Annotated in this window: 18 protein-coding genes; 10 read left to right on the top strand and 8 right to left on the bottom strand. The window is 68.7% G+C overall.

Annotated features, from left to right (window positions below; all coding sequences use genetic code 11):
- Nucleotides 1-17 precede the first annotated feature (17 nt).
- Nucleotides 18-437 carry a DUF5709 domain-containing protein gene (locus tag PUT80_RS05780; RefSeq protein ID WP_037810600.1) on the bottom strand — a complete coding sequence of 140 codons (420 nt, stop codon included), beginning with the start codon at nucleotides 435-437 and terminating at the stop codon, nucleotides 18-20.
- 71 nt (nucleotides 438-508) lie between these two features.
- On the opposite strand from PUT80_RS05780, the gene PUT80_RS05775 reads away from it, so the two are divergent.
- Genes PUT80_RS05775 through PUT80_RS05765 form a run of 3 tightly spaced genes read left to right on the top strand, consistent with a single transcriptional unit; the run spans nucleotide 509 to nucleotide 3,602 of the window.
- Entirely contained in the window at nucleotides 509-1,582 is a 1,074-nt protein-coding gene (locus PUT80_RS05775) for a VanZ family protein (RefSeq protein ID WP_275291299.1), read from the top strand.
- A gap of 50 nt (nucleotides 1,583-1,632) precedes the next feature.
- Nucleotides 1,633-3,114, top strand: coding sequence for an AlkA N-terminal domain-containing protein (locus PUT80_RS05770; RefSeq protein WP_238604563.1), 1,482 nt, complete (start codon nucleotides 1,633-1,635; stop codon nucleotides 3,112-3,114).
- Nucleotides 3,111-3,602, top strand: coding sequence for a methylated-DNA--[protein]-cysteine S-methyltransferase (locus PUT80_RS05765; protein WP_275291297.1), 492 nt, complete (start codon nucleotides 3,111-3,113; stop codon nucleotides 3,600-3,602). Before PUT80_RS05770 ends, PUT80_RS05765 begins: the two co-directional genes overlap by 4 nt.
- Nucleotides 3,603-3,936: 334 nt before the next feature.
- Here PUT80_RS05765 and PUT80_RS05760 read toward each other — a convergent pair whose 3' ends face one another.
- Both PUT80_RS05760 and PUT80_RS05755 read right to left on the bottom strand, forming a co-directional pair.
- Nucleotides 3,937-4,761: an isocitrate lyase/phosphoenolpyruvate mutase family protein gene (locus tag PUT80_RS05760; RefSeq protein ID WP_275291296.1), complete on the bottom strand. Its 825-nt coding sequence runs from the start codon at nucleotides 4,759-4,761 to the stop codon at nucleotides 3,937-3,939.
- A gap of 87 nt (nucleotides 4,762-4,848) precedes the next feature.
- The gene (locus tag PUT80_RS05755) at nucleotides 4,849-5,481 is read right to left on the bottom strand and encodes a peptide deformylase (protein ID WP_238604560.1); all 633 of its coding nucleotides are present in this window, start codon (nucleotides 5,479-5,481) and stop codon (nucleotides 4,849-4,851) included.
- 93 nt (nucleotides 5,482-5,574) lie between these two features.
- On the opposite strand from PUT80_RS05755, the gene PUT80_RS05750 reads away from it, so the two are divergent.
- Complete coding sequence (locus PUT80_RS05750) at nucleotides 5,575-6,771, top strand: cysteine desulfurase-like protein (protein WP_037810605.1); 1,197 nt, start codon at nucleotides 5,575-5,577, stop codon at nucleotides 6,769-6,771.
- The gene (locus PUT80_RS05745) at nucleotides 6,772-7,506 is read left to right on the top strand and encodes an enoyl-CoA hydratase-related protein (RefSeq protein WP_275291295.1); all 735 of its coding nucleotides are present in this window, start codon (nucleotides 6,772-6,774) and stop codon (nucleotides 7,504-7,506) included.
- On the opposite strand, the gene PUT80_RS05740 is transcribed toward PUT80_RS05745, so the two are convergent.
- Together PUT80_RS05740 and PUT80_RS05735 are read right to left on the bottom strand one after the other, a co-directional pair.
- Entirely contained in the window at nucleotides 7,503-8,018 is a 516-nt protein-coding gene (locus PUT80_RS05740; protein WP_238604558.1) for a TetR family transcriptional regulator, read from the bottom strand. The genes PUT80_RS05745 and PUT80_RS05740 overlap by 4 nt on opposite strands.
- Nucleotides 7,951-8,556, bottom strand: a complete 606-nt coding sequence (locus PUT80_RS05735) for a GNAT family N-acetyltransferase (protein ID WP_238604557.1) — start codon at nucleotides 8,554-8,556, stop codon at nucleotides 7,951-7,953. Before PUT80_RS05735 ends, PUT80_RS05740 begins: the two co-directional genes overlap by 68 nt.
- Nucleotides 8,557-8,862: 306 nt before the next feature.
- On the opposite strand from PUT80_RS05735, the gene PUT80_RS05730 reads away from it, so the two are divergent.
- From PUT80_RS05730 to PUT80_RS05715, 4 genes are all read left to right on the top strand, one after another.
- Nucleotides 8,863-9,285, top strand: a complete 423-nt coding sequence (locus PUT80_RS05730; RefSeq protein ID WP_037810609.1) for a hypothetical protein — start codon at nucleotides 8,863-8,865, stop codon at nucleotides 9,283-9,285.
- A 592-nt stretch (nucleotides 9,286-9,877) separates the two neighbouring features.
- Entirely contained in the window at nucleotides 9,878-10,432 is a 555-nt protein-coding gene (locus PUT80_RS05725) for a hypothetical protein (RefSeq protein WP_235146610.1), read from the top strand.
- 446 nt (nucleotides 10,433-10,878) lie between these two features.
- Complete coding sequence (locus PUT80_RS05720; RefSeq protein ID WP_043828603.1) at nucleotides 10,879-11,328, top strand: helix-turn-helix domain-containing protein; 450 nt, start codon at nucleotides 10,879-10,881, stop codon at nucleotides 11,326-11,328.
- A complete protein-coding gene (locus PUT80_RS05715; protein WP_037810612.1) occupies nucleotides 11,325-11,867 on the top strand; it encodes a toxin in 543 nt (180 codons plus the stop codon). The genes PUT80_RS05720 and PUT80_RS05715 overlap by 4 nt, the downstream gene beginning before the upstream one ends.
- Before the next feature lie 575 nt (nucleotides 11,868-12,442).
- On the opposite strand, the gene PUT80_RS05710 is transcribed toward PUT80_RS05715, so the two are convergent.
- A complete protein-coding gene (locus tag PUT80_RS05710; RefSeq protein ID WP_275291294.1) occupies nucleotides 12,443-15,829 on the bottom strand; it encodes an aminotransferase class I/II-fold pyridoxal phosphate-dependent enzyme in 3,387 nt (1,128 codons plus the stop codon).
- Nucleotides 15,830-15,936: 107 nt separating this feature from the next.
- Entirely contained in the window at nucleotides 15,937-16,878 is a 942-nt protein-coding gene (locus PUT80_RS05705; RefSeq protein WP_037815098.1) for an NAD-dependent epimerase/dehydratase family protein, read from the bottom strand.
- Between the two features lie 265 nt (nucleotides 16,879-17,143).
- On the opposite strand from PUT80_RS05705, the gene PUT80_RS05700 reads away from it, so the two are divergent.
- Nucleotides 17,144-18,274, top strand: coding sequence for an MAB_1171c family putative transporter (locus tag PUT80_RS05700; protein ID WP_275291293.1), 1,131 nt, complete (start codon nucleotides 17,144-17,146; stop codon nucleotides 18,272-18,274).
- Here the strand turns inward: PUT80_RS05700 and PUT80_RS05695 are convergent.
- Nucleotides 18,256-18,906: a hypothetical protein gene (locus tag PUT80_RS05695; RefSeq protein WP_037815101.1), complete on the bottom strand. Its 651-nt coding sequence runs from the start codon at nucleotides 18,904-18,906 to the stop codon at nucleotides 18,256-18,258. The two genes, PUT80_RS05700 and PUT80_RS05695, sit on opposite strands and share 19 nt — an antisense overlap.
- Nucleotides 18,907-18,914 lie beyond the last annotated feature (8 nt).

Raw genomic sequence — 18,914 nt, 5'->3', positions numbered from 1 at the left:
CCGGTGCTGCCGGCCGGTCACAAATCCCGCGGGTTGACGACGTGCACCGCGGCTTCCTCCGCCGAGGCCGCGCCTCCGTCGATGCCGATGTCGGACGCGTACAGCTCGTCTTCGGTGTCCGGGCCGAAGCCCGCGTTGGCGGCCACCAGGCGGCCCGCGCGGAAGTCGCCGACCTCGTCGTCGACGAGTTCGCCGTCGGTGTCGTCGGTGTCGCCGAGACCGTCGCCGTCGGTCGCGCGGATGTCCGGCAGTTCGCGGGCCAGCCTGCCCGCCCAGCTTTCCCCGGCGGCTTCTTCCGCGGCGGTGGTGCCCCAGTCGCGAGTCGCGAGTGGACGTTCCGGCGGCGAATAACCCTCATCGTAGGGGTCGCCGTCCTCCAGGGTGTCTTCAGGATCCAGCACGCCGGTGTCGGCGTTGTCTTCGATGTCGTCGTCCACTGCTCCTCCTTCCCGCGTGCCCAGGTTACTGCCGCCCGCTAGCCTGTGCGCTCACGCCGGGTGGAGGAACGATGACTCAGTGGAGCGGTCCCACGCTGATCGCCGTGTTCGCCGGGTTCGGGCTGGCGTTCGTTCTGGTGGTTCCGTACGTCGCGATCAGCTATCGCAAACGCGGCGAACTCGGCCTGCTGCGCGCGATCGCCGCGCCGGCGTTCCTCGTGTACTGCTTCGCGCTGGTCACCTACACGCTCTTGCCGCTGCCGGACGTGGACGCGGCGTACTGCGCGACGCACGAAGCTCTGCGGCACCCGGTGTGGAATCCGCTCCAGTTCCTGGAGGACATGCGGCAGTTCAACACCGGGCTACTGGACAATCCCGCGCTGCGCCAGGTGTTGTTCAACGTCGCGTTTTTCGTGCCCTGGGGCGTGTTCGTGCGGCGATTGTTCGGGCGGAGCATCGGTTTCGCCATCGTCACTGGGTTTTTCGTGTCCCTTGCCATCGAGACGACCCAGCTGACCGGCGTGTGGTTCCTGATGGAGTGCCCGTATCGGCTGTTCGACACCGGCGACCTGCTGACCAACACCGTCGGCGCGGGGGTCGGCGCACTTCTCGCGCCCGTGCTGCGGCGCTCTGGACGGCTGCGTCCGGCCGACGAACCACGCCCGGTCCTCGCCCGGCGGCGGCTGCTCGGCATGGTGCTCGACCTGATTTCGGTCACGCTGGTGGGTGTCGTGCTGAGCATGATCGCGCTCGCGGTCCAGTACGTCACGAAGGGCACGCTGCAGAACAACACGCTGATCGACGACGTCCTCGGCCGCTGGGTGCCCACCGCGGTCCTGCTGCTGCTCGTGCCGCTGGCGGGCAACGGCGCGACGCCTGGTCAGCGCGCGGTTCTGCTGACGGTGGTGCGCGCGGACGGACGACCGCCGTCGATACTGCAGTCGATCGTCCGGTTCCTGATCGGTTCGGGCGGCTATTTCATCCTGGTCGGCTTGGATTCCGGGTGGACGTCGCTGTGGCTGCTGGCGCATCTGGTGTTCATGGTCTTCACTCGGGGACATCGGGGCCTGACCGGGCTGGTGTGCGGGTTGTCGGTCGTCGACACGCGGGCGGTGGACCGGGAGCCGGTTGCCCCGCCAGGGTGATGTCGTTTTTTCGCGAGGTTTCGCGCGCGAGGCGGGGCAGACTGGTCGGCGTGTACGAGGACACCGAACGCTGTATCCGCGCGGTGCAGTCGAAAGACGACCGGTTCGACGGATGGTTTTTCACCGCGGTGCTGACCACAGGGATTTACTGTCGCCCGAGTTGCCCGGTGGTGCCGCCCAAGGTCGAGAACATGCGCTTCTACCCGAGCGCCGCCGCCGCGCAGGCCGCCGGATTCCGCGCCTGCAAACGCTGCCGGCCCGACGCGTCGCCCGGTTCGCCGCTGTGGAACGAACGCGCCGACATGGTGGCGCGCGCGATGCGCCTGATCGGCGACGGGATCGTCGACCGCGAAGGCGTGCAGGGGCTGGCCGCGCGACTCGGGTACAGCGTCCGGCAGGTGGAACGCCAGGTGCAGGCCGAACTGGGCGCGGGTCCGCTCGCCCTCGCCCGGGCCCAGCGTGCCGAGACCGCCCGGTTGCTGATCGAAACCACGACGATGCCGATGAGCGACATCGCGCACGCGGCCGGGTTTTCGAGCATCCGGACGTTCAACGAAACCGTGCGGGCAGTCTTCGCCCTGACGCCGAGCGAACTGCGCTCCCGCGTCCGCGGCGGCAAGCGGACCAAGTCGCAGGGAGTGCTGTCGGTGCGGCTCCCGTTCCGTCGGCCGCTGTGTCCGGACAACCTGTTCGGGCACCTGATCGCCACCGCAGTCCCGGGCGTCGAGGAATGGCGCGACGGCGCTTACCGCCGCACCCTGCGACTGCCGCACGGCCACGGCGTGGTGTCGCTCCGCCCGGAGCTGGACCACGTCGCGTGCCGCCTGAGCCTGACCGACCTGCGCGACCTGGCCGCCGCGATCAGCCGTTGCCGCTGGCTGCTGGACCTGGACGCCGACCCGGTAGCCGTCGACGAACAGCTCGCCACGGACCCGACCCTCGCTCCCCTGGTCGCCGCCGCACCCGGCAGGCGCGTCCCGCGCACGACCGACTCGGCCGAGTTCGCCGTGCGAGCAGTCCTCGGCCAGCAGGTCTCGACCGCGGCCGCCCGCACCCACGCAGCGCGCCTGGTCCTGGCGCACGGCACCCCGATCGAGGACCGGGAAGGCGGCCTGACGCACCTGTTCCCGTCGCCCGAGTCGCTGGCGGAACTGGACCCGGAAACGCTAGCCATGCCGAAATCCCGCCGCGCGACCCTGCTGGGCCTCGTGTCGGCCCTGGTTTCCGGCGACGTCGACCTGACCGCCGGCGGCGATTGGGTCCACGCCCGCGCACAACTGGCCGCCCTGCCCGGCTTCGGCCCGTGGACCGTCGAGAGCATCGCCATGCGCGCCCTCGGCGACCCGGACGCCTTCGTCGCGACCGACCTGGGCGTCAAGATCGCGGCCGAAATCCTAGGCCTGCCAACAAGTCCAGCCGCCTTGATCGCGCACGCCGCCCGGTGGCAGCCTTGGCGCGCGTACGCGGTCCAGCACCTGTGGGCGACCGGCGACCACCCGATCAACCGGATCCCCGCTGAGGAATCGGCATGACCGTGGTGCACACCGTCATCGACAGCCCCGAGGGCCCGCTGACCCTCATGGCCCAAGACGGCGGCCTGGCCGGCCTGTACATCGGCGACGAGCAGTACCGCCCGCCCCGAGCCGCCTTCGGCGACCGGGACGACCGCCCGTTCGCCGCGGCGACCCGTAAGCTGAACGAGTACTTCGCCGGGGATCGGGTCGAGTTCGACCTTCCGTTAGCTTTCAGCGGCACTCCTTTCCAAGAGACGGTGTGGCGGGCGCTCCTGCGGATCCCGTACGGCGAGACGACGACCTACCGAGAACTGGCCGAGTCGATCGGCCGCCCGACGGCGTCCCGTGCGGTCGGCCTGGCGAACGGCCGGAACCCCATCGGCATCGTGGTGCCGTGCCACCGGGTGCTGGGCAGCAACGGATCGCTGACCGGCTACGCGGCTGGGGTGGAGTGCAAGCGGAGGTTGCTGGAACTGGAGCGGGGTAGGCGATTGGTCGCGGGGTGAGTCGGGGGGCGAGTTGGCTGCGGCTGGGGTGGTTGGTTGCGGGGTGAGTCGGCCGCGGCTTGGGGGGCTGGTTGCGGGGCGAGTCGGCCGCGGCTTGGGCGGCTGGTTGCGGGATGAGTTGCAGTCGAGCCGGGCGGCCGGATCGCGGTTTGGGTGGGGTGAGTGGCGGCTCGGATTGAGGGCAAGCCAGCGTCCCGCCTCGCCCGTCTGCCCCAGCTCACCTCCCCCGTCTGCCCCAGCTCGCCTCGCCTGTCTCTCCAGTTCGCCTCGCCCGCCTGCTCAGATCGCCTGCCCGCGGCACCCCACTCCAACGGCTCCCGTCCTCCGCCGAGGGTCAGTTGAACCAGCCGTTCACCGTTCCGAAGTCCAGCGCACCCGTCACCTCCCCGTAAGTCCCCTGCTTCAGCACCTCTGCCGCAGCATGGTGGGCGAGGGAGTAGGCCGCCTGGGCGATGGACGTTCCTACGCTCACCCGGCGCACCCCGGCGGCTGCCAGGTCGGACACTGAGGGTGCACCGGGGCCCGCCATGGCGCTTACCGGGATCGGCGAGGACTTTGCCAGTTCTGCGAGGACTTCGACGTCCGTCAAGCCGGGGACGAAGATGCTGTCCGCTCCGGCGTCGGCGTAGACGCGGGCTCGGGTGAGGACGTCGTCGAAGCGGCCGGTGGGTTCGCCGATTCCGAAGAGGTACACGTCCGTTCGGGCGTTGATCCACAGTTCCGACAGACCGGCCGTCGCGGCGGCGGCGCGGGCTGCGGTGAAGCGTTCTGCCTGTTCATCGGGGGTGAAGAGGGTGGCGGTTCCGGCGCGGGAGTCTTCCAGGTTCACGCCGACTGCGCCCGCCTCCACCACGCCTCGCACGGTTTCGGCGACCGCTGACGGGGCTAGGCCGTAGCCGCCCTCAATGTCGGCGGTTACTGGGACTTTTACGGCGGCGGCGATTTGGGCGATCACGGTCAGCATTTCCGCCCGCGACAGGTGCTGGCCGTCGCCTCTGGCTAGGGCCCAGGAGACGCCTCCGCTGGTGGTAGCGATCGCGGGGGCACCGGCTCGTTCGATGGCGACTGCGCTGCCTGCGTCCCAGGCGTTGGGCAGCACGAGAACATCAGTCGCGTGCAGTTCGCGGAAGAGATTTGCCTTGTCTTGCAACGAGTTCATCAGGGTCCTCCCCAGTGGCGAGCCCCGGGCGGGGCAACTGCGGAGGAACGTATCAGCGGGCACCGACAAAAACGGGCCGGCGAGAAATCAGGGGAGGTCGAAGCCCAGTTCGCGGGCGGCGTCGGCGGGGGTCGGCTGGGTCCAGCGGCGGGCGACGGCTTCGTGGGTGGACAGCGAGCGCAGTTCGGCTCGGTCCAGGTACAGGATCCCGTGCAGATGGTCGGTCTCGTGTTGGACGATTCGTGCTGGCCAGCCGGACAATTCCTCGTCCAGGGCCGCACCGGTTTCGTCGGTGCCGCGGAGCCGGATCCGCAGGGGGCGCGCGACGACGGCCTGCCATCCGCGCACGCTCAGGCAGCCTTCGAAGAACGCGGCGGTTTCGTCGCCCACTCGGGTGTACTCGGGGTTCACCAGCACGCGGAACGGCAACGGGACGATCCCGCGGGTGGCGAGCGTGGACTCAGCGACGCCGGGGCGGTCGCGGGCGCCGTCCTCGACCACCGCGATCCGGACCGACAGGCCGATCTGCGGAGCCGCGAGACCGACGCCGGGTGCCGCGTGCATGGTCTCCTTCATGCCCGCGATCAGTCCAGACAGCAGTTCGTCGCTCAGTTCGCCCTCGTACGGACGGGCGGCGGCGCGCAGCACTGGGTCGCCTGCCTGCACGATCGGCCACGGCAACGGCTGGGCGAGCAGTTTTTCGACCTGTTCGGCAAGCACCGGCGAACCCCTCTCCAAGGGCAACGGGACAGCGGCATGATCGCACCCGCGCGGAGCACGACACTCGCCCGGGGATCAGGCAAGCTGGCAGCCGTGGCCTACGACGTGAACGCGATCCGCAAGCACTTCCCCGCGCTCGAGAACGGCGCTGCCCACTTCGACGGACCCGGTGGCTCCCAGGTCCCGGACGTGGTCGGCGAAGCGGTCTCCTCGACCCTCTGCGCCGCCATCGCGAACCGCGGCACCGTCACGGCGGCGGAGCGCCGCGCGGACGGCGTCGTGCGCGAAGCCCGGCAAGCAGTCGCTGACCTGCTCGGCGCTCAACCGGAGGGTGTCGTGTTCGGGCGCAGCATGACGCAGGTGACCTACGACTTCTCCCGTACGCTCGCGAAGAACTGGGGGCCGGGCGACGAGGTCGTGGTCACCCGGCTCGACCACGACGCCAACGTCCGGCCGTGGGTCCAGGCGGCCGAAGCGCGCGGTGCGACTGTTCGCTGGGCGGACTTCGATCCCGAGACCGGCGAGTTGCCGACGTCATCGATCACGGAACTGCTCACTGATCGGACGCGCCTGGTAGCGGTCACTGCTGCCTCCAACCTGCTGGGCACGCGTCCCGACATCCCGGCGATTACTGGCGCGGTCCGCGAAGCAGGCGCGCTGAGCTATGTGGACGGCGTGCACCTGACGCCGCACGCGGTGGTCGACATCGCCGCGCTGGGTGCGGACTTCTACGCCTGCTCGCCGTACAAGTTCCTCGGACCGCACCTCGGCCTTCTCGCCGCCGCACCGGATCTTCTGGAGACGTTGCAGCCGGACAAGCTGCTGCCGTCGAGCAACGCGGTTCCGGAGCGTTTCGAGCTGGGTACGTTGCCGTACGAGCTCCTCGCGGGCACTACCGCCGCTATCGACTTCCTCGCCGGGCTCGTGCCGAGTGAAGGCAGTCGTCGCGAACGTTTGCGTACGTCGCTTACGGCGCTTGAAGAGCACGAAGACGCACTGTTGCAGCGTCTGGAGGACGGGCTCGCCGCACTGCCGCGCGTCGTTCGATACGGCTCGCCGACGCGTCGCCGTACGCCGACAGTGTTGTTCTCAGTCACCGGGCTGACGCCGCAGGCGGTGTACGAGCGTCTCGGCGCGCGCGGGATCAACGCGCCTGCTTCGACGTTCTACGCCATCGAGTGCGCGCGGCATCTCGGTCTTGGCGACACTGGTGCCGTACGCGCGGGCATCGCGCCATACACGACTGCAGCGGAAGTTGATCTGCTGCTCGCTGCTGTTGCGGAGCTGTGAATGAGCATCGAGACGACTGTCGACGGACAGGTCACCACCATCACCATCAACCGTCCGGAGAAGCGGAACGCGCTCACGAAGGCGATGTACGTCGCCCTCGCGGACGCCTTCGACGCTGTCCGCACGCCGATCGTCGTACTGAGCGGAGCCGGCGATGCGTTCACCGCAGGCAACGACCTCGGCGACTTCCTCGCGCACGAAGCCGGTGACCGCACGAAGACGCCTGCGCGGGTCTTCCAAGAGGCGTTGCTCGCGACGCAGGCAGTAGTCGTCGCCTCGGTCGACGGTCCCGCTGTCGGCATCGGCGCGACCCTGCTGCTGCACTGCGACCTCGTCTACGCCACCGAACGCAGCTACCTGCAGTTCCCCTTCGTACCGTTGGGGCTGGTGCCGGAGTTCGGCAGTAGTTACGCGCTGCCGCGTCGAGTCGGACCGCAGCGTGCGACGGAGCTGCTGCTGTTCGGAGAACGCCTGCCTGCGGTCGAAGCGGCGCAACTCGGGTTGGTCAACGAAGTGCTCCCTGACGAGACAGCGCTCAGTAAGCGCGTCGCAGAACGCGTCGCGACCCTCGCGGAGCGGTCAGTACGCGCGCTGACAGCGACGCGCGCGCTGTTGCACGACCGCACTGACGAGAGCGTCGAAGAGCGCATGGAGTCGGAGTCCGAGCACTTCGCCGAGCTGCTGCACGACCCGGACACTATCGCCACGTTGCGCGCGAAGCTCGGCAGGCGTTAGCGACGGCGGCGCTTGTCCACTGCGGCGTCGAGAACTGGACCTAACTCCTCGACAACCGTGTCAAGCGCCGTCACCGAGTGCTCGACCCGGGCCAGCACTAAGGCTCCTTCAAGCGCACTGATCATCAACACTGCCAGCGAAGCAGCGCGCGCCGCCGGTACGCCCATCTGCTGCAACGCGGACACGATGGGCTTCCGCCACTGCGCGAAGGCGTCGTTCGCCCGCTCACGCAACGGCTCGCTCGACGCCGCCGTGTCGGTGACTGTGGCCACTAACGGACAGCCGTAGTCGTAGCCGATCTCAAGGAACTCCGCGCGCCAGTTCTCGACAACTGCGGCGAAGAGCGCGGACGGCGTCGGGTCCGGCAGAGAGTCCATCGCGCGCGTCACGCGTCGCGCGGCGTAGCGCCCTGCCCAATCGATGGCCTCGCCGAACAGCTGTTCCTTACCGCCCGGGAAGTAGTGCTGAAGCGACCCCCGCGGCGCTTCGGCATGCGCTACCACCTCGCGCATGCCAGTGCCGCTCAAGCCCTGCGTACGCAGCAACTGCGCAGCGCTGAAGACCATCCGGTCGCGCGCCGGCCGTTCCGTCATCGAGCGTCTCCTCCGTGACCGTCAGCTCGTACTCGTTCTCGCCGCGGTACCCCGGGACGAAGCGGAACCCGCACGCCCGCAGCAATCCTTCCGCAGCGACGTTGCCCTCCTGCACGGTGGCGTGCAGCTTCCAGCCGAGCCACTGCTCCGCGGCCAGCCGGACGAGGCCGCGGCCGATGCCCCTCCGCTGCCACCGGTCGGCGACGAGCAGCCCCAGTTCGACGCGGCGGTCGTCCTCCGGGACCGCGTTCAGCAGCCCGGCGGGCACACCCGAAACCTCGGCGACGAGGGCCGTGTCGACCAGGAGGAATCGCTGGTACCTGGACAGGACCGCGTCCGGCTCGATCGGGCCGCCGAGGGTGAACCGGCGGCTCAGCGATTCCGGCGAGCAGGCGCGGACGAGGTCGGCCACGGAACCGGCGGTGGCCGGTCGCACGGCGGTCATGACAGTCGTCATAACCCGAGGGTGGCACACGGCCGGGTCTATGACAAGCGTCATGGACGATGTCACGCTGCCGACACGACCCGCACGGCCCGCCGGTCCCGGCGCCGGTGCGCCGCCACCGGTTTCGGGCAAGGAGAATTCACTGATCGTATCCGCGATACCCCATCGGCGGTAATTCCACCGATTAATCGGGGCTTGACCACGATGCGTGTCCGCCGGGCCTCTTCGGGTGAAAACGGTTCCCGATACCTGTCGTGAACGCGTTTCTTCCTTATATTTTCCTGGACGCTCCGGAAGGCGAGCAAAGGAGACACGGCCATGACCCAGTCGCTCGAGGTTCCGACGAAGGAATTCTGTCTCGACTGGACGATGGACGGGGCCCATGGCGGCAGGGTGCACTTCACCCTGTCCGGCCAGGTGAGCCTGTTGGACGGCAAGCGGTTCTACAAGGTCGACGGCGTGCTGTACATCGCGGACGGCAGCGCGTACTGCCGGGAGATCGGGAACCCGCGGCTGCACGTGCGGCGCAACGGCGTCGAGGAGACCGGACGGCAATGGGGCTGGGAAGCGATCAGTTCCCGCAAGAGCGCGAACCGGCTCTGCACAATGGACGGCTATTTCGTGCGCACGGGCTACTGGGCGCCCGCCGATCGCAGCATCCAACTCGGAATCGTCGCCGAACACGGGATCACCCGGCGTCGTTCGCACAGTCCGACGGCGACGATTCGACTGGTCGACTGAATGGTTCCCGGATATCGGGAGCGTTCCCCCGGTTTGTGCTTGGCGATACCCCGATTCCGGACCGGACGGCAATGAGCGTTTTCCCGAGCGGCCCGGGCGGACCTGTCTGCCCGGGCTGTCCCCGGCGGAAACGCCCGGTTGCCCGCAAGCGAACTCCCGGCACCCAGTCGCACCGGACGCCGAGGCCGCAAGATCGCTTGCCCGCCAACGCGAACCGTGCGAATCAGACGATCCACCGAGCGACCGCGGCGCCGAACCATCGACACCGCAACCCATCCGCGGCCGAACCCGGCGAAAGATCAACCCGGGCAACGCGTACCGGAGCCGCCAGACATTGGCCTGGACCACTCGTCGCACCCCGCGAAACCCTGCCCCCGCAAGGCGCAACCTCCGCTCGTCGTCACCCACACGGGTAGTCCCCGGGCCCGGAGGTAAGCGAAAACACACCGGATCCCCAGGAAAAACATGAAAAACGTTGTGCGGGACACAGCGCTCGCGCGCGCGAAAGAGGACCATGAGAGGCATGCGGAACAGGACTCGGGCAGGCAGACCACCACACCCTGGTAAACGATTGCTCCGACGGCTCGGCGCCGTGCGCAACCCGCTCGTGCGACGGTCGGACCGGATCGAAGGCGTACTCGCCGGGATCGTCACGCTGCTGGCGCTCATCGCGATTCCCTTCGCGATGATGATCGGCAGCGAGGACATCGCCGCGGAGACCGCCGCGTCGGACGCGCAGCTGCAGTCGCGGCACCAGGTCACCGCCACGGTGCTGACGACGGCCGCGCAGCCGGCCGCCTCAGTCGGCGACAGCGCGCCGATCGCGAACACCGCGCGCGTGAACGCGGTCTGGAAGCCCCCGCACGGCGTGCAGCGGACCGGTGTCATCACGGTGCCCGCCGCCTCCGCGACCGAGGGCTCGACCACCGACATCTGGCTGGACGACAGCGGCAAGCAGACCACCGCCCCGCTGACGCACGCGGACGCGGTCACCAACGGCGTGCTCGTCGCGGCCTTCTGCTGGCTGTGCGCGGTCGGCGTGCTGGGCGGCGCGTTCTGGATCGCACGGCGAGTGCTCGACCACCGGCGCGCGGCGCGGTGGGCTGACGAATGGGCGCAGTTCGCCGGTCCGGAAGCGGTTCGCTGACAGCTCTGCCAGCCATGGTGCTTGCCGGAGGTTCCGCACCGGAACACCTCCGGCCTCAGCGCAGTCGGCTGCTGGACAGGCGTGATCCGTCAGTCCGGCGCCCGCCGCTGCCATCTACCGGCTCCCGAAGTTCCGCACATCCCCCGGCGCTGGCGCGCTCCGCGGTCCGACCAGCGGCGTAGTGCGCCGGGCCCGGAGGCAGTTCGCTGACACGTCTGCTGCCTCCGGACCCGGCCTCGGCGGACCGAGCGGGGCGACACCCCCAGCGTCGCCCCGGGCCGGTACTACGCCTGCCGCTCTTGCCCGGTTTGTGTGGCGAGTTAGCCACCAGCTATCTCGTTGAGGCACAGTCTTGTGGAGCCCTCCGGCGATTGTCAACTGTGAGCTAATCTGAGATAGTCGCCTTAGCTGAGAGCAATCAGCTGCAACTGGAGGGGCGTAGCAGCATGTCCGAAGACACTCAGCCGGCGGATGCCCGGCCCACCCTGGCCTCCAGACTCGACGACCTGTTCCGCACGGTGCGCCCGCAGGGGAGGCACTGGACGAACGCCGAGGTGGCAGCCGAACTGAAGCGGGCCACGCCGGAGCTGAAGGTCGGCGCGGTGTACCTGTCTCAGCTACGCACGGGCAAACGGACCAATCCGTCTCAGGAACTGCTGGCCGCACTGGCGAAATTCTTCGGCGTCTCCGTCGCGTACTTCTTCGACGACGAGGTGGCCGGATCGGTGCTGTCGGAGCTGGCCGCGGTGGAGGCGATGCGCCAGGCAGGCGTCCGCGCGGTCGCCATGCGCGCGGCGGGCATGCGCGAGGAAAACCTCCAGGCGATCACCACGATCATGGACCAATACCGCAAAATGCAGGGGCTGCCCCCGGTCACGGACGAAGCGGCGCGGTGACCGGCACCCCGTCCGAAGCCCCGCAGCGGCGCGAGCAGCTGCGACGGATGCGCGACGAAGGCGCCCAGCGAATCGCCGAACTCGACCTCCCGCCGAAGTACGACCTGGCCACCCTCTGCGCCCGCCTGGGCGAAATCCGCGAACGGCCGATCACCCTCGTGCCGCTGCCGATGCCAGCGTCGCACCCGTGCGGCATGTGGGTAGCCGCACGGGGCGAGGACCTGATCTTCTTCGACGCCAACACCACCGGGGCGCACCAGGAGCACATCATCTTGCACGAGCTGGGTCACATCATCTGCTGTCATCGCGGCTCGGGTCTCCTTGACGACGAGAGCGCCCGCTCGCTGTTCCCCAACCTGGACCCGGACATCGTCCGGGACATGCTGATGCGCGCCACCTACGACGACGCACAGGAACAGGAAGCGGAGATCATCGCCTTCCTGCTGTCGGAACGCATGGGCACGCCGTCGAAACCCATCGCCGAAACCCCCAAAGCAGGGGAAAAGCCGATGGACCGCATCGAACGCTCGCTCCTCTAGCGCGCCGGTACGTGAGGGCCACCTTCACGGACTCTGATTCCCTCAGGGTTCCCCTCACGACCAGCCGAAGTACGTGAGGGGCCCCTTCACGGACTTAGATTCCCTCGAGGAGCCCTTCACGGACCACCCCGCCGGGGCTCGCAGCCGTCGGCCGGGATGCCGCCCCAATGTGGCATTGGGTGCATGGGACGCACCGAACGCCACATTGGGTGCATCCAACGCACCCAATGCCACATTGGGGCGCTAGCCCCCACCACGAACCACCCGCAGCCAGTGCACCCAACGATCGAAGCACCCAGCCACACCCCCCAGCCGATGCACCCAGCTGTCGAAGCACCCAGCCGTAGCCGATGCACCCAACCATCAAGGCACCCAACCGCAGCCGATGCACCCGCTATCGAGGCACCCAGCCCCTCCCCCGCACCCCGATACGAAGCCTCCCTGCGGGCGGTGGGTGCTTGTCAAGGCATCTTTCCCGCCTTGACAAGCACCCACCGCCCGTCAGCACAATCAAGCTTCGGGGTGCCCCACGCAACCACCACGGCAATGTCGCCGCCAGGCGACGAGCCAAAGACTCAGCCAGCCCCCAACTCACCGGCCAAAACCCCCACCGCATACCGCAGCTGATCCTCCCGATGCTCACTGGTGATGAAGAACCTCAACCGAGCCAACTCCTCATCCACCGCCGGATACAAAATCGGATCCACCACCACCCCCCTTTCGAACAACGCCGTAGCCAGTCTCAACGCGACCCGCGAACTACCCACCACACAAGGCACGATCGGCGTACCCCCAGCCACCCCAGTCGGCACCCCCGCCGCAGCAGCCAGTTCCAAGAACAACCGGGAATTCTCCCGCAACCGCACCAATCTCTCCGGCTCTTCCTTCAACACACGAAGCGCCGCAAGCGAAGCCGCAGCATTAGCCGGAGTAATCCCCACGCTGTAAACAAACCCCGGCAACGAATACCGCAACCACCGCACAGTCCGAGCCGACCCAGCCAGATACCCCCCGCACCCGGCAAGCGACTTCGACAGCGTCCCCATCCAGAGATCAACCCCGGACCGATCCACCGCGAAGTGGTCCCCAACCCCGGCCCCGCGCGGACCCATCGTCCCGATACTGTGCGCCTCGTCAACCATCAGCAACGCCCCATAGCGCCGCTTAAGTTCAATCAACGCAGGCAGATCAGCGACATCCCCGTCCATGCTGTAAACGCCCTCAACCACAATCAGCACCCGCCGGAACCGTGACCGCGTCCGACGCAGCACGTCCTCCAGCCGTGCTGTGTCGTTGTGCGGAAACGGTTGCCGCGTAGCCCCGGACAGCGCACACCCTTGCAGAATGCTGTCGTGCGCCAGCGAATCGTGCACGATCAAATCCCCGGGCCCGACCAGATGACCGATCGCCCCGACATTCGTCGCGTGCCCGCTCACCAGGACGAGACTGTCCTCGACCCCGAGGAACGCGGCCAGCTCCGTCTCCAGGTCACTCGACAAATCCCGGTCCCCGGCAAGCAATCGGCTGCCGGACACGGAAGTCCCGTACCGCTCGACCGCGTCGTGCACCGCAGCGGTCACCGCCGGATGCCCGGCCAGCCCAAGGTAGTTGTAGCTGGAGAAGGACAGATACTCGCGCCCGGACACCGACGTCGTAGCGTCCATCCGCCCCTGATGCTTGCGGAAGTACGGATTAGGCACCCCGAGGTCGTCGAACTCCGTCAACCGCGCCTCGATAGCCGCGGCTTCCGGGAACTCCTCGATCGCCGCACTGGCCGGATCCCACGACGGAGCCGGAGCAGCCGGAACCGGAGCGGCAGGCACCAAATCCATTGCCGGAGCGAGCATCCCGGCGACCGCCCCCACGGTCAGCGACCCCGACTGCTCGACCTCCACCGGAGCTCCCGGGAACCGCTTCCGCAGCCGCGCTTCCAACTCGGTGAGCATCAACGAATCGAAGCCGAGATCGTCCACCAGCAACTGCCCGGCATACAACTCGCTGACCGGAAACGCGGTCGTCCGCGCGACTTCCTCGAGCACGATCGCCAGCACATCCCGCGCGGACGTCGTCTCCTCCGTCTCCTCGACCGGTGCGGCGGCAGCCCCGAGCGGCTCCAGCGTCTGCGCCTTGGCGAGCTTCGCGTCGTCGACCACCCAGTGCCGGCGCGGGCTGAGCGGGCTCGGCGGCAGCGTGCAGCGCGGCAGGCCGTCCGCCACCGGGCGCAGCCCCGCCCCGGCGACCGCGCGGGGAGCCAGCTCGGCCGGCACCCCGTCCTCGACCGGCTCCGCTCCCGGTGACACCATACCAGCGAACACGCCCGGCACCAGCTCGCCGCTTTGGCCGGATTCGAGCGCGACCGACGCGGCGACGAGCTTGGACACCGCGTCCGCGACGTCGTCCGCGGCCACCGCGAGCCGCTCCGGGAAGAGCGTCCGGCGGGCGAGCGTGCCCGCGACGGCGGCCAGCGGCGGGTTCTCGCTGCCGAGCGCCTCGGCCACCTCGCGGGCGTGCCTGGCGAGCCCGGCCCGGTCCCGCGCGGTGAGCAGCAGCAGCCGCGGCGTCTCGGCGGGCGGCGGTTCCTGCGCCGCTTCCTCAACGACCACGTGCACGTTCGAGCCGCCGAAGCCGAACGCGCTCACCCCGGCCCGGCGCGGTCCGTCGCTGTCCCACGGCGTGGCCTGGCCCGCCACCTGCAGCCCGGCGTCCCGCAGCGGCAGATGATCGGCCGGTTCGAAATCCGGCTGCGGCAGGATCTGTCCCTTGTGGACGGATAAAATGGACTTGATCAGACCGGCGATTCCCGCGGTGCCAAGGGAATGCCCGACGACCGACTTCGCCGCCCCGAGGTACGCCGGGTTCTCCGCGCCGCGGCGCAGCTCGCTCAGCGCGCTGATCTCCACGTCGTCACCGACCGCGGTCGCGGTGCCGTGCGCCTCCAGGTACCCGACCGACGCCGGGTCGACCCCCGCGTCCTGGTACGCCCGCCGCAGCGCCCGCAGCTGCCCGGACTCCTGCGGCATCATGCCGCCCTTGACCGTGCCGTCGTTGGACAGCCCGACGCCGCGGATCACCGCGTACACCCGGTCGCCCGCCGCCCGTGCGTCCGCGAGCGGGCGCAGCACCAGGACGCCGGCCCCCTCGCCGAGCACGAATCCGTCCGCCCGGCGGTCGAACGGACGGCATTCGCCTGCGCGCGAGATCGCGCCGATCCGGCACAGGCCCACGAACAGGTCCGGGGCCAGCACCAGCTGCGCGCCGCCGGCGACGGCGATCCGGCAGCGGCCCGCGCGCAGGGCGAACACCGCGTTCGCCACCGCGGTCAGCCCGCCGGAGCAGGCCGAATCGAGCGCGTAGCTCTCTCCGTGCAGGTCGAAGACGTTGCTGATCGAACTCGGACCCATGTTGAGCAGCAGCCCGGCCATCGCGGTCGCGTGCAGGCCGCTGACCGCGGACGCCGCCTCGGCCATCGCCGGATCGCCCGCGCGGCCGAACTCGCCGCCGATCAGCTGTTTCATCCGCAGGTGCAGCGTGCTCATGTCGCGGTAGCCGCTGTCGCTGAGCGACATGATCACCGACGTGTCTTCGCGGTCGAAGCCCTCGGCTTCCCATCCCGCGTCCTGCAGCGCCTCGCGGGTCAGGTCGACCAGCAGCCGGTGCTGCGGATCGAGCGATTTGGCCCGCCGCGGCGGGATCTTGTAGTGCCCGGCGTCGAAGTCGCCGACGTCCTCCAGCAGCGCCATGCGGTCGGAGTAGACCGCGCCGCTGTCCCGGAAATCGTCGTTGTAGAACGCTTCCCGCCGCCACCGCGAATCCGGCACCCGCCGAAACTGCGGTTTGGGCTCGCTCAGCAGATCCCAGTACTCGTTGACGTTGCGCGCCCCCGGAAAACGGCATCCCATTCCGACAACGGCGATGTCCTGGCTATTTTCGGATTCTTCCCACCCAGATCTTACGGACCCCATGGCATGACTTCCTCGTGCCGATTCCCACCCAGTCGACACCGAGATTGCCCGTTCTTACCCAGTTTTTCAAGGGCATTGGGCAAGGTGCGGAGGAATGCACAGGCACCTCAACTCACGGTAGCCAAGCGATCACGCCACCAGCGCACGGTGGCGGGGAATTGATCTTTCTCGGGCGTCGGCGTAATCTCGAAAAATTCCTGTGCCGCACCGGAATCGAGGACAAACGGGCGGTCGAACTGGTAGCGGACCTCCCGCAGCTCGCGCAGCATCGGCGAAACGAGCGCGGCCGCGTTCAGTAACATCGGGGAAAGCCGTTGCACAGGCACCGGAGGCACTCCCGCCGCCTCGCACAACAGCGCGACCATCACCCGGGCGGACCGCGGCGGACCAGTCGGCACGTGCCACGCCTTGCCCCACGCGTTTTCTTTCCGCGCGGCCGCGACCAGCGTGCGCGCGACATCGGAAATGTACGTCCAACTGTGCGAGGCGTCCGGATCGCCGAGTACCTGCACCTTCTGCCCGCGCAGCACGTTCGGCACCACGCGAGCGGCAAGATGGCCGCCGTCGGTCACTCCGGGGCCGAAGAAATCGGAAGCCCGCACCTCGACCGCGCGGATGCGGCCCTCGTCGTGCAATGCGTGCAGTTGTTCGGACAGCAATGCCCGGATCCGGCCCTTGGTTCCGGTGGCCGCGAGCGGCAGATTCTCGGTGAGCGGACCATCGACCGGACCGTAACCGTACAAATTCCCCAGCGACACCAGCAGCGCGTCGTTCGCCTCGGCCGCGGCACAGATCGAGGCCTGCAACGGCGGCCAATCGGCCGCCCACCGGTGATACGGCGGGCTCGCACAGCTGTAGATCGCCGTAGCGCCCTTGGTCGCTTCGGTGAGCGCGGCCTGGTCAGCGGCGTCGAGAGAGACGTGCTCCAGCCCCGGTTCGGGCTCCCGGGGCGACCGGCCGATCACCCGGACCCGTTCCCCTTGTTCAGCCAGCAGCGCGGCGGTGGCCGCCCCCGCCGGTCCGTACCCGATCACCACCTGGAGACTCATGGCGACACCCTAGCGACGGGCGCATCCTGTTGCGGCCGCTCACGACCCGGTCGCCCGCCGTTCACCGGAAGATCACCCGCGACAGCGCTCGAGCAGGCGGCCGACACCCGGGATCCATCCGGAATTCGCCCAGGCCAGAACCAGTTTTCCGGCCCTAGTTCCGGCACTTGCGGTGGTGTATGGTCGCCGATCGTGAACAATTCCGCCAAGAGTGCCGCGCACACCGTTCCGCCCACCGGGCGCTGAGGCCGTTCCGGGGGCGCGAGTGAACACTCTGAAGATCATCTTATTCTCGCTGTCGGCGGTCTCCTCGTACGCGGCTTTGCTGTACAAGCTTTTCTCGATGCGCCGTTCGTGGCGCGACCCGGCCTACATCGTGCTGATGACAACGCTGATCCTGCAGTGCGTCACCTTCACCCTCGGCGCCCTCTCGCTCAGCATCGGCTCGCTGTTCGGGATCCCCAATCTGGCGATCTTGATCTTGCACCTGGCCGCGGTCGCGTACTGCATCAGCGCGCAGCTCCTGCTCATGCTGTGGGCCAATCCCCTGGTGGAAATCCGCACGCAGATCCGGGCGTGGATCGTTTCCGGCGCGGTGCTGTTCGTCGTGCTGACCGTGCTGTTCTTCATCGGCAACAAACCGGGCACCCCCGGCACCGCTTTCGCGGTGGGCAGCAGCGACCCGGTGATCCTCACCTACCTGCTGTTGTTCATCATTTCGCAGGCCGTGCCGTGCGTGACGATCTACCTGCAGTGCCTGCCGTACGCGCGGAGCACGTCGCGGGTGTGGCTGCGCCGGACGCTGCGGACGCTCGCGGTCGGCGCGGTCGTGCTGTTCTGCTACTGCGCCACGCGCGCGGTGAACATCGTGAGCCCGGCGCTCGGCTGGCACCTCGGCGCGTGGGCGATCGCCCCGTCGGTGTTCAGCGCGCTGGGCATCGTGATCGTGTCCTTCGGGCTGACCATGCCGTCGTGGGGCGAGCACGTCTCGTCGGTCGCCCGATGGCAGCGCAATTACCGTTCTTATCGCGCGCTCTACCCGCTGTGGCATTCGCTGTACGAATCGTCGCCGGGAATCGCGCTGGAACCGCCGGCCGAGGGAGACACCGACCGGCGCTGGTCGGACCTGCACTACCGGCTGCATCGCCGGGTGATCGAGATCCGCGACGGCTGGCGCGCGCTGCGCCCGTACATGGACCGCGCCGACACCCCGGACAGCGACCAGGCGATGGCCGAGGCCCGCAAGATCCGCCAGGCGCTGGAGGCGAAGACCTCCGGCCTGGCCCCGGCGGAGAGCCAGGACAACGGCGCGTTCGACGCCCACGACGCGAAGACGTTCGCCGCCGAGGTCGCCTGGCTCACCCAGGTGTCGGAGGCTTACGGCAAGCTGGCCTGAGCCGCTGGCCGCGGCTGCGGCTGGTCGCCCAGCAGCGTCTGGCCCTTCGTCAGCCACGCGAACCCGAACGCGAACACCGCGAGCGACTCCAGCCAGAGGGTCGGGTGCAGGGCCGCGGTGGCGGCGCTGAAGAACAAGCCGTTGACCACGATCAGCACCAGGCACGCGAGCATCACGATGCCGCACGTCCGGTAGATCGCGTTGCGCGAACGTTTGCGCTTGGTCGGCGCGCCGTCGTCCTTGGTGAACAGGAAGAGACAGAAGAACGCGAGGGTGAGGAAGAAGATCGCCGCGAACACCAGGTGCGCGATGCCGATCGCGTGCTCGGTGGGCGTCGGCGAGACCGGCTGGGTCGGGAACAGCGCGACGCCGATGCCGGCGATCGCGGCGACGTTGGCCGCGATGTCGTCGACGCGGCCGTAACCGCGGTAGGCGATCAGGAAGACGCCGATCGCGCACAACGTGCCGACGAAGACGTTCCGGAGATCGCTGTAGTAATAGCCGCTCAGCGAACCGAGCAGGCCGCCGCCCTCGAGCAGTTCCTTCCCGACGATCACGACGATCGGCAGCAGGATCCCGAGCACCCCGATGGCGCGGCGAAGGAACAGGTAAGAGCGCACGAAAGCGGTCATGGCACGGC

Origin of the sequence: Amycolatopsis sp. La24 (assembly GCF_029087445.1) — a bacterium.
GTDB classification, from domain to species: domain Bacteria; phylum Actinomycetota; class Actinomycetes; order Mycobacteriales; family Pseudonocardiaceae; genus Amycolatopsis; species Amycolatopsis nivea.
This window is presented reverse-complemented; position numbering and strand designations above follow the sequence as displayed.

What these genes read in the sequence shown, in the direction of transcription:
- PUT80_RS05705 (WP_037815098.1), bottom strand. Translation starts at nt 16,878, where the DNA reads ATGAGTCTCCAGGTGGTGATCGGGTACGGACCGGCGGGGGCGGCCACC.
- PUT80_RS05765 (WP_275291297.1), top strand. Translation starts at nt 3,111, where the DNA reads ATGACCGTGGTGCACACCGTCATCGACAGCCCCGAGGGCCCGCTGACC.
- PUT80_RS05720 (WP_043828603.1), top strand. Translation starts at nt 10,879, where the DNA reads ATGTCCGAAGACACTCAGCCGGCGGATGCCCGGCCCACCCTGGCCTCC.
- PUT80_RS05735 (WP_238604557.1), bottom strand. Translation starts at nt 8,556, where the DNA reads ATGACGACTGTCATGACCGCCGTGCGACCGGCCACCGCCGGTTCCGTG.
- PUT80_RS05740 (WP_238604558.1), bottom strand. Translation starts at nt 8,018, where the DNA reads ATGCGCGAGGTGGTAGCGCATGCCGAAGCGCCGCGGGGGTCGCTTCAG.
- PUT80_RS05775 (WP_275291299.1), top strand. Translation starts at nt 509, where the DNA reads ATGACTCAGTGGAGCGGTCCCACGCTGATCGCCGTGTTCGCCGGGTTC.
- PUT80_RS05760 (WP_275291296.1), bottom strand. Translation starts at nt 4,761, where the DNA reads ATGAACTCGTTGCAAGACAAGGCAAATCTCTTCCGCGAACTGCACGCG.
- PUT80_RS05695 (WP_037815101.1), bottom strand. Translation starts at nt 18,906, where the DNA reads ATGACCGCTTTCGTGCGCTCTTACCTGTTCCTTCGCCGCGCCATCGGG.
- PUT80_RS05710 (WP_275291294.1), bottom strand. Translation starts at nt 15,829, where the DNA reads ATGGGGTCCGTAAGATCTGGGTGGGAAGAATCCGAAAATAGCCAGGAC.
- PUT80_RS05745 (WP_275291295.1), top strand. Translation starts at nt 6,772, where the DNA reads ATGAGCATCGAGACGACTGTCGACGGACAGGTCACCACCATCACCATC.
- PUT80_RS05730 (WP_037810609.1), top strand. Translation starts at nt 8,863, where the DNA reads ATGACCCAGTCGCTCGAGGTTCCGACGAAGGAATTCTGTCTCGACTGG.